The 8418-nt window shown below is 68.7% G+C and carries 7 protein-coding genes; all 7 read right to left on the bottom strand.

All coding sequences use genetic code 11. The annotated features are described in order from the left end of the window. Window positions 1–123: 123 nt before the first annotated feature. A complete protein-coding gene (locus LW840_RS15680; RefSeq protein WP_291267462.1) occupies window positions 124–873 on the bottom strand; it encodes an SAM-dependent chlorinase/fluorinase in 750 nt (249 codons plus the stop codon). Window positions 874–887: 14 nt separating this feature from the next. Then, window positions 888–2162, bottom strand: coding sequence for an MATE family efflux transporter (locus tag LW840_RS15675; RefSeq protein ID WP_291267461.1), 1275 nt, complete (start codon window positions 2160–2162; stop codon window positions 888–890). A 67-nt stretch (window positions 2163–2229) separates the two neighbouring features. Continuing rightward, a complete protein-coding gene (locus LW840_RS15670; protein WP_291260761.1) occupies window positions 2230–3390 on the bottom strand; it encodes an Mrp/NBP35 family ATP-binding protein in 1161 nt (386 codons plus the stop codon). Window positions 3391–3463: 73 nt separating this feature from the next. After that, window positions 3464–4507: a bifunctional oligoribonuclease/PAP phosphatase NrnA gene (locus tag LW840_RS15665; RefSeq protein WP_291267459.1), complete on the bottom strand. Its 1044-nt coding sequence runs from the start codon at window positions 4505–4507 to the stop codon at window positions 3464–3466. After that, the gene (locus LW840_RS15660) at window positions 4504–6072 is read right to left on the bottom strand and encodes an amino acid permease (protein ID WP_291277328.1); all 1569 of its coding nucleotides are present in this window, start codon (window positions 6070–6072) and stop codon (window positions 4504–4506) included. The genes LW840_RS15665 and LW840_RS15660 overlap by 4 nt, the downstream gene beginning before the upstream one ends. A gap of 297 nt (window positions 6073–6369) precedes the next feature. Then, window positions 6370–7845 carry an IMP dehydrogenase gene (gene guaB / locus LW840_RS15655; RefSeq protein ID WP_291260758.1) on the bottom strand — a complete coding sequence of 492 codons (1476 nt, stop codon included), beginning with the start codon at window positions 7843–7845 and terminating at the stop codon, window positions 6370–6372. 68 nt (window positions 7846–7913) lie between these two features. Then, window positions 7914–8418: YkvA family protein (locus LW840_RS15650; protein WP_291277327.1), on the bottom strand; the 505-nt coding region annotated here is incomplete at its 5' end.

The following is an 8418-nucleotide window of genomic DNA, read 5'->3' as shown; positions in this document are numbered from 1 at the left end:
GAGGGTTATCGGCGGCGGCGCGCAGCGCACGCCGCCGTATGGTTCTACCGAATTCCTGCCGTCTCCTGTCTGTCGTTCCTGCCGTCTGCCGTCTGCCGTTGAGCCCACCCACCCCCGGCACCATCACCCCAGCACGACCGCCGCCCCCCGCTCGACGCCAAGCGTCGCGGCCGCGTTCCCCTCCCGCACCGCCACCTCCACGAACCCGCTCGACCCAATGAGCGCCACCAGCTCGCCGCGCGACGCTTCACCGTAGGTGCGCACCAGCCGGGCCGCACGACCGCCAATCTTCACCATCCCGCTGCTGTCGCGCGTCAGCAGGTTCGTGATGATGTTGCCGAAGCGATCGATGGTGAGCACCTCGCCGTGCAGCAGTCCGTGGGCGTCGCGATGGGGAGGGGGCGTGCGCAGGCGCACGGGGTTCGCATACGACTCGCCGAGCTCCTCCAGCGACGCGCCCAGCGCCAGCCGCGCGGCCACCGGGGCAAACACATCGCGTCCGTGAAAGGTCGCCGAGGCCGCCGGATCCACGGGGAGCTGCACCACGCGGGCGTCGAGCGCAAAGAGCGCCGGAGAGAGCACGCCATTGTCCGGCCCCACGAGATAGCGTCCCTCGCTGGCAATGGCGATGGCCGCGCGCGCCGTACCCACACCGGGATCGACCACCACCAGGTGCACCGTCCCCGCCGGAAAGCGTCGCCAGTAGCGCGCCACCGTCAGCCGGCCGAAGGCAATGTCCTGCGGCGGGATGTCGTGCGACAGATCCACGATGGGCACCGAAGGGGACAGGGAGACCAGTACGCCCTTCAGTTCGGCCACGTAGCCGTCGGCGGTGCCGAAGTCGGTAAGGAGGGTAATGGCCGGAGTGGTCATACGCCAAACGTGTGCTACACGCGCACGCCGCGCCACCGCCCCGAGCCCCAGAGCAGCACCATGAGCACGCCACGCGCCGCCGCGGTGAGGGCAATGGTCCACCACAACCCCGACGTGCCCCACACCCCGGCAGCCCAGGCTCCCAGCGGCAGCCGCAACGCGGTGATGCTCGTACTGAGCAGCATGGGCACGAGCGTCCACCCCGCGCCGGCCATGGCGCTTTCGAGCACGACTTCGGCACCGAGGAACAGCTGCGAGAACGCGGAGATGCGCAGGTAACGCGCCGCCTCCGCTATGACGGCCGGATCGTCGGAGAAGATGCCCGCGAACTCTTCGGCGAAGAGCAGACTGGCCACCGCCATGGCCGCCCCCACCACGCTCACGATGGCGGTGGACATCCAGCCGGCACGCGCGGCCCGGGCAGCATCGCCGGCCCCCAGACTCTGCCCCACGATGGCGGCCACGGCGGCGCCCATGCCCACACTGGCCACGTACACCACGCCCTCCATGCGGAATCCGAGGCCGAGCGCCGCCAGCGCAGGCGTACCGAACTGCGTGGTGAGGCGCGTGAGCAGGACGTAGATGAAGCTGAACACCACGCCCGTGGCGGCCGCCGGCGCACCGACGCGCACGATCGTGCCCAGCACCGGCCAGCGCGGCCACCCCCAGGCGAGCATGCCGCGGCGCCGCAGGACAATGACTCCCGCAATGCAGGCAAGTCCACGCGGGACCAGCGTGGCCAACGCGGCGCCGCGCACCCCGAGCGCCGGAAACGGACCGAGGCCGCGAATGAGGACCGGGTCGAGCGCCAGTCCCAGCACCGTGGTGACCGCCAGAATCCAGAGCGGCGTACGGGTGTCGCCCCGGGCGCGAAAGGCCGCATCGACGGCGAAGAAGCCGAAGATGAGCGGCATGCCGAGGAAGTACATGCCCAGGTACTCGCGGCCGATGCCGCTGACCCGCTCGGAGGTGCCCAGCAGGTCGAAGAGCAACGCGAGAATGAACGGCGTGGCCATCGCGATGGCGGCGCCAAGCAGCAAGGCCAGCACGAACCCGTCGCCCACCGTACGCGCCGCGTCCTGCGGTCGTCGCTCCCCATGGCGGCGCGCGGCCACGGCATCGAGGCCGATGCTCACCATCTCGCCCACGGAGATCACCAGCCACACCCAGAACACGGCGCCCGTGACCGCTGCCAGCGACTCCGCGCCCAGCGAGCGCCCGATCCAGAAGGTATCGACGTTGTGAAAGGCCGTCATCAGCAGGTTCGCGATGACGGCCGGAAGCGCCACGCGGCGAATCGTCAGCGAGAGTGGTTCGCCGACGAGTTCGCCGCGGGGCAACGCTGCGGACGTGGCGTCAGCCGTAGCGTTCGGCAACGCGCTGCATCACGCGGTCGGCAATGGCGCTGAACGCCTTGGCCGCCTTCGATTCCGGTTCGGCCGACACGATGGGCCGGCCGGTATCGCCGCCTTCCTGAATGCGCGGGTCGATGGGCACCTGCCCCAGCAGCGGCAGGTCGCACTCCGCGGCCAACCGTTCGCCGCCGCCGCTGCCGAAGAGCGCGATGGGCTTGCCGGTCTCCGGGTTCTCGAAGTACGACATGTTCTCGACGATGCCGAGCACGGGCACTGCGGTGCGCTCGAACATCTTCACGCCGCGCAGGGCGTCGCCCACGGCCACCTGCTGCGGCGTGGTCACGACCACGGCACCGTGCACCTGCGTGGCCTGCACGAGCGAGAGCTGCGCATCACCGGTGCCCGGTGGCATGTCCACGAGGAAGTAGTCCAGCTGCCCCCAGTTCACATCACGCAGGAACTGCGTGATGATCTTCATCACGATGGGGCCGCGCCAGATCGCCGGCTGATCCTTCTCGATGAGGAAGCCCAGCGAGATGACCTTGATGCCATGCGCCTCGAGCGGGATGATCTTTTCGTCGCGCACCGCCGGTGCCGCATCCACGCCCAGCATGAGCGGCATGTTGGGGCCGTAGATGTCGGCGTCCATGATGCCGACCCGCTTGCCGGCCTTGGCCAGCGAGATGGCGAGATTCACCGCGACCGTGCTCTTGCCCACCCCGCCCTTCCCCGAGGAGATGGCAATGATGCGCCCCAGGTTGGGGTACTGCACGGGATCGGGCACCTTGGGCGGGGCCTTCTGCGGCGTCGCATCCATGACCGGAAGCGCGCGGCCCATGCCGCCCGCGGCGGGAGCCTTGGGTTGATTCATGTTGGGAGCTGGTGTCGCCGGCGCACGCCGCGCCGGAGTGGGGTCGCTCTGGGCTGGATCGCGCACATCCACCCGCACATCGCTCACGCCCTCGAGCGCTTCAATGGCCTGCCGGACATCACGCACGAGCGTGGCGTCGTCTTCCGGGGCCAGCAGCAGCGTGAGGCGGACCTTGCCGTCGCGGGTGGTGGCGATATCGCGCACTTGCTCGGCGGCCATGACGTCGGCGCCGGTGCGCGGATTCCGGACCGCGGCGAGGGCGCCGGTGATCCGTTCCATGAGTGGCTGCATAGGGAAGTAACGGGTTCGGAATTGCGATCCCGAAAGCTAGAGCCACCCGGGCGGCGGCGGAACTGCGCTGCCGCTACTCGTCCGTGAGCTCGCCGCGCAGGTACGCGCGGGCCTCGGCCACCACCTGGGTGCGGACCGCATCGAGCGACCCGGTCAGCATGGCTCCCGACGCCTTGCGGTGACCGCCCCCGCCATAGCGACGCGCGAACCGCTGCACGTCGACATCGCCGGTGCTGCGCAAACTCACCTTGACCTTGCCGTAGCCCAGGTCACGGAAGAAGAGCGCCATGCGCGTGCCCGCAATACTGCGCGGATGCTCCACGATGCCGTCGAGCTCCTCGCTGGTCACGTCGTAGCGCTCGGTGGCGCTGGCATCCACCGCAATGTGTGAGAGGCCAAGATCGGGCTCGTTGACCAGCGTGCCGAGCGCCTCGCGCAACAGCTGCAGCCGGCCAAGACTCACCTGCGCGTAGATGCGCCGGTACATCTCTTCCGGATTGACCCCGGCGGCCAGCAGCGCCGCGGCAATACCGTGCGCGCGCGGCGAGGTGTTGCTGAAGCGGAAGCTGCCGGTATCGGTGAGAATGGCCACGTACAACGACTGGGCAATGGCCGGGGTGATCTCCAGCCCGAGCGTCACGGCGATGTCGTACACCAGCTCGGCGGTCGCACAGGCCGCCGTGTCGGCAACCTCCAGCGTGCCGACCGGCTCGTCGCCGGCCACATGGTGATCGATGACCGAGATGGGTACCGTGAGTCCGCGCACGGTCTCCGCCAGCTGTCCGAGCCGCCGCACGTCGTTGATGTCGAGGACCACGAACGCATCGACATCGGCGAGCGCGGCAGCCCCGTGTGCGCTCGCCTCCTCCACGTCGTTCCCGAGCAGGAAGTCGAACATCGACGGCCACGGGGTGGGATTGACGATGCGGCAGCGTATGCCGCACTGGGCGAGCAATCTCGCCAGCGCGGTTTCGCTGCCGCACCCGTCACCATCGGCATTGATGTGCGTGGACAGGGCGATCGTCATGCCCGGGCGGAGGGCGGCGAACCACGTGTGGATCGCCGCCTGTCGCGCCTCGGAGGCGTGCAGCAGCCCATCGGCCACCGCGTCGTTCATTGCCGTCCGGCTTCCTGCTTGCCGATGGTGGAATTGCGCATGCCGTAGAGGAAGTACGTGGTCATGCCGATCGCGGTCCAGGCACCGAGCAGCGCCCACGTCAGGCCGGGCAGTTGCAGCATCATGTAGATCGTGGCCCCAGCGCCAAGGATCGGCACGAGCGGCACGAGCGGCGTGCGGAAGGGCCGCTCGAGCTCGGGCGAGCGCGCGCGCAGCACCCACACGCCAATGCACACCGTGGCGAAGGCAGCGAGCGTACCACCCGACACCAACTCGCCAAGCAGGCCGAGCGGGAAGAAGCCGGCAATGAGAATGGCGATGATGCCCACGATCCAGGTGGAGGCGGCCGGCGTCTGGTACGTCGGGTGCACCTTGGCAAAGATCTTGGGGAGCAGGCCGTCGCGCGACATGGTGTAGAAGATGCGCGGCTGGCCCATGAGCATCACCAGCACCACCGAGGAGAGCCCGGCCACGGCGCCGATGTTCACGAGGTACTCGAGCCACTTGAGCTGCGGCACTGCCTCGAGCGCGGCCGACACCGGGTGCGGCACCCCAAGGGCCGTGTAGGGGGCAAGCCCGGTCATGACCAGCGACATCAGGATGTAGAGCACCGTGCAGATGAGCAGCGAGGCGATCATGCCGATGGGCAGGTCACGCTGCGGGTTCTTCGCTTCCTGCGCGGCGGTCGACACGGCGTCGAAGCCGATGTACGAGAAGAACACCACGGGGGCCGCGCGCAGCACGCCCGACATGCCGTACTTGGTGCTGCCGTCGGGGTTGGTGACCATCTCCGGAATGAACGGTGACCAGTTGTCGGTGTTCACGTACATGAAGCCGAAGCCGATGACCAGCAGCACGATGGTCATCTTGATGGCCACGACGATGTTGTTGAACGTCGCCGATTCCTGCACGCCGCGCACCAGCAGGAACGTGAGCGCGAGGATGAGCAGCACGGCCGGGAGGTTGATGAGCCCTTCCACCGGCGTGCCGCCGGCCGCCGTGCACGCGTCGCGCACCACGAACGCGGCCGAGGTGGTCGCGTCCATGAGGGTGGCGCCGGTCCCGTCGACGCAGGTGAAGGCGCGAACGACCTCATGCCCGTTGATCACCGTGAGCGGCGCCGAGGCGAAGGCGGCGGGGATGTGCACCCCCACTTCGTTCAGCATGGCACTGAAGTAGCCCGACCACCCCACCGACACCGTGGCGGCGGCAAACAGGTACTCGAGGACCAGATTCCAGCCGATGAACCAGGCCACGCCTTCCCCCATGGTGGCGTAGCTGTAGGTATACGCGGAACCGGCGATGGGAATCATCGACGCGAACTCGGCGTAGCACAGTCCGGCGAAGAGACAGGCCAGGCCGGCGAGCACGAAGGAGAGCGACACGCCGGGGCCGGCGAAGTTGGCCGCTGCCGTTCCGGTGAGCACGAAGATGCCGGCGCCAATGATGGCACCGATTCCAAGCATGGTGAGGTTGAGCGCGCCCAGCGTTCGCTTGAGGCCGCCCTCCGAGCTGGCGGCCTCGGCGCGAAGCGCCGTGATCGATTTCTTGGACCAGATGCCCATCAGCGGTGTGGTCTGGGTGGAGCGGGCCGGGGAGAGACGGGGTGGCCCGCGGGGTGGCAGCATGCGGTCCGCGACTGCCGGACCGTACGGCGCCTAATGTGGGCGTCCGCACGGCGTTCGGACAGTAGGCGGGCGGGTTCAGTTGCCCGGAAGCTACGCAGTCGCGGGCCGAGTAGCTGGCCGGCGGCACCCGCAACCCGCCACCCGATACTCCCGCGGCTCACGCGATGCCCGTCCAAAATCGCGTGGGCCGGGGGAGTATCGGGTCCCGGGTGTCGGGTTCACCCTGCCGGGTGGTTACAGCGAGTAGTTCGGTGCTTCCCGGGTAATCGTCACATCGTGCGGATGCGATTCCCGGAGCCCCGCCGTGGTGATGCGCACGAACTCCGCCTCGGTGCGTAACGCCTCAATGGTGCCGCACCCTACGTACCCCATCCCGCTGCGCAGGCCGCCGATCATCTGGAAGAGCACGTCACCCACGGGGCCCTTGTAGGGAACGCGCCCCTCGATCCCCTCGGGGACCAGCTTCTTGGGGGACATTTCCCCATCCTGGAAGTAGCGGTCGGCCGAGCCGTCCTGCATCGCGGAGAGCGAGCCCATGCCGCGAATCATCTTGAAGCGGCGCCCCTCGAGGAGGAACGATTCACCGGGGCTCTCCTCCGTACCGGCGAGCATGCTTCCCATCATGACGCTCGAGGCGCCGGCGGCCAGCGCCTTGACGATGTCCCCCGAGTACTTGATGCCACCATCGGCGATGACCGGGACATCACCGGCCCCTTCAACGGCGTCCATGATGGCCGCGATCTGCGGCACGCCCACCCCGGTGACCACGCGGGTGGTGCAGATGGAGCCCGGGCCAACCCCCACCTTCACGGCATCCACGCCACGGTCCACCAGCGCCGCCGCCCCGGCCTTCGTGGCCACGTTGCCCGCAATGAGCTGCACATCGGGGAAGGCCTCGCGGACTCGCGCCGTGGCCTGCAGCACCCCTTCGCTGTGCCCGTGGGCGGTATCAATGATGAGCACATCGACGCCCGCCTGAATGAGCGCCCGGGCCCGGTCGAGGTAATCCCCGCCAGCCCCGATGGCCGCCGCCACCCGAAGGCGCCCGTACTGGTCCTTGTTGGCGTCGGGGTACTGGCGGCGCTTGTGAATGTCCTTGACGGTGATGAGGCCCTTCAGATTGCCCTGGTCGTCGGTGACCGGCAGCTTCTCGATGCGATGCTTGGCCAGAATCTTCTCGGCCTCATCGAGCCCGGTCCCCATGGGCGCCGTCACCAGGTCCTCGCTGGTCATGACCTCGGCGAGTGGACGGTCGAGGTCGCGCTCGAACTGCAGGTCACGGTTGGTGAGAATGCCCACCAGCTTGCCCGTGGCATCGACGATGGGCACCCCCGAGATCTTGAAGCGCATCATGAGCGCCACGGCCTCACGGAGCGACGCCGTCGGGGAGAGCGTGATCGGGTTGAGGATCATTCCGCTCTCGCTGCGCTTGACGCGATCGACCTCGGCCGCCTGCCGGTCGACGGACATGTTCTTGTGCAGCACGCCGATCGCGCCGTAGCGGGCCATGGCGATCGCCATTTCGCTTTCGGTGACCGTATCCATGGCCGCCGACACCAGCGGCACGTTGAGCGCGATGCCCCGCGTGAAGCGGGACACGAGACTCACCTCACGAGGATGCGTGAGCGAGTGCCGGGGGGCGAGCAGGACGTCATCGAAGGTCAGCGCGACGTCGTCACGAACACGGGCGGAGCGAGTTGAGGGTGCCATCTCGCAAGGTAAAACGGGCCCTTGGGGGATTCCAGAGGCCGTCTCAGCCCGAGGACGGAGAACCGCCCTTACCGCGCCCCACCGAAGCGCCGCAACCGCCGGCGCAACCCCACAGGCAGAAAGAACGCCGCCGCCTGCAGCACCCGGACCACGTCGAGATGCTCGAGCTCGTCCGGCGCGCCCCGCCAATGGTCGCGCAGCACCCCGCGACCGGCGTTCTCCACCATGCGCTGCAACGCCGTCATGAGCAGGAAGACGTCGTCGACCTGGCCCAGAAACGGGATGAGATCGGGGATGAAGTCGAGCGGCGACACGATGTACGCGAGCGCGGCAACGACGAACACGCGGTCGAGACGCGACACGCGACGATCTCCCACCAGCCCGATCAGGAGCCGGAGGTAGGAGGGGATCTGTCGCACGACGCGCATGACGGAGCGCTTCATGCCGGTACGCGGACCGCGCACGTCGTTCATGACGGGAGAGGCGAGGGCGAGGGCGGGGCTGACGGCGCGGGGGGCGGGCTGCCCGCAGCCGCCGACAGGTCGGCCGGGGGGCCGGCAGGCGCCGCAGGCG

Source organism: Gemmatimonas sp. (assembly GCF_021298855.1).
Classification (GTDB): domain Bacteria; phylum Gemmatimonadota; class Gemmatimonadetes; order Gemmatimonadales; family Gemmatimonadaceae; genus Gemmatimonas.
Note: the sequence above shows the minus strand (reverse complement) of the source record. Positions and strands in the feature narration are given on the sequence as shown.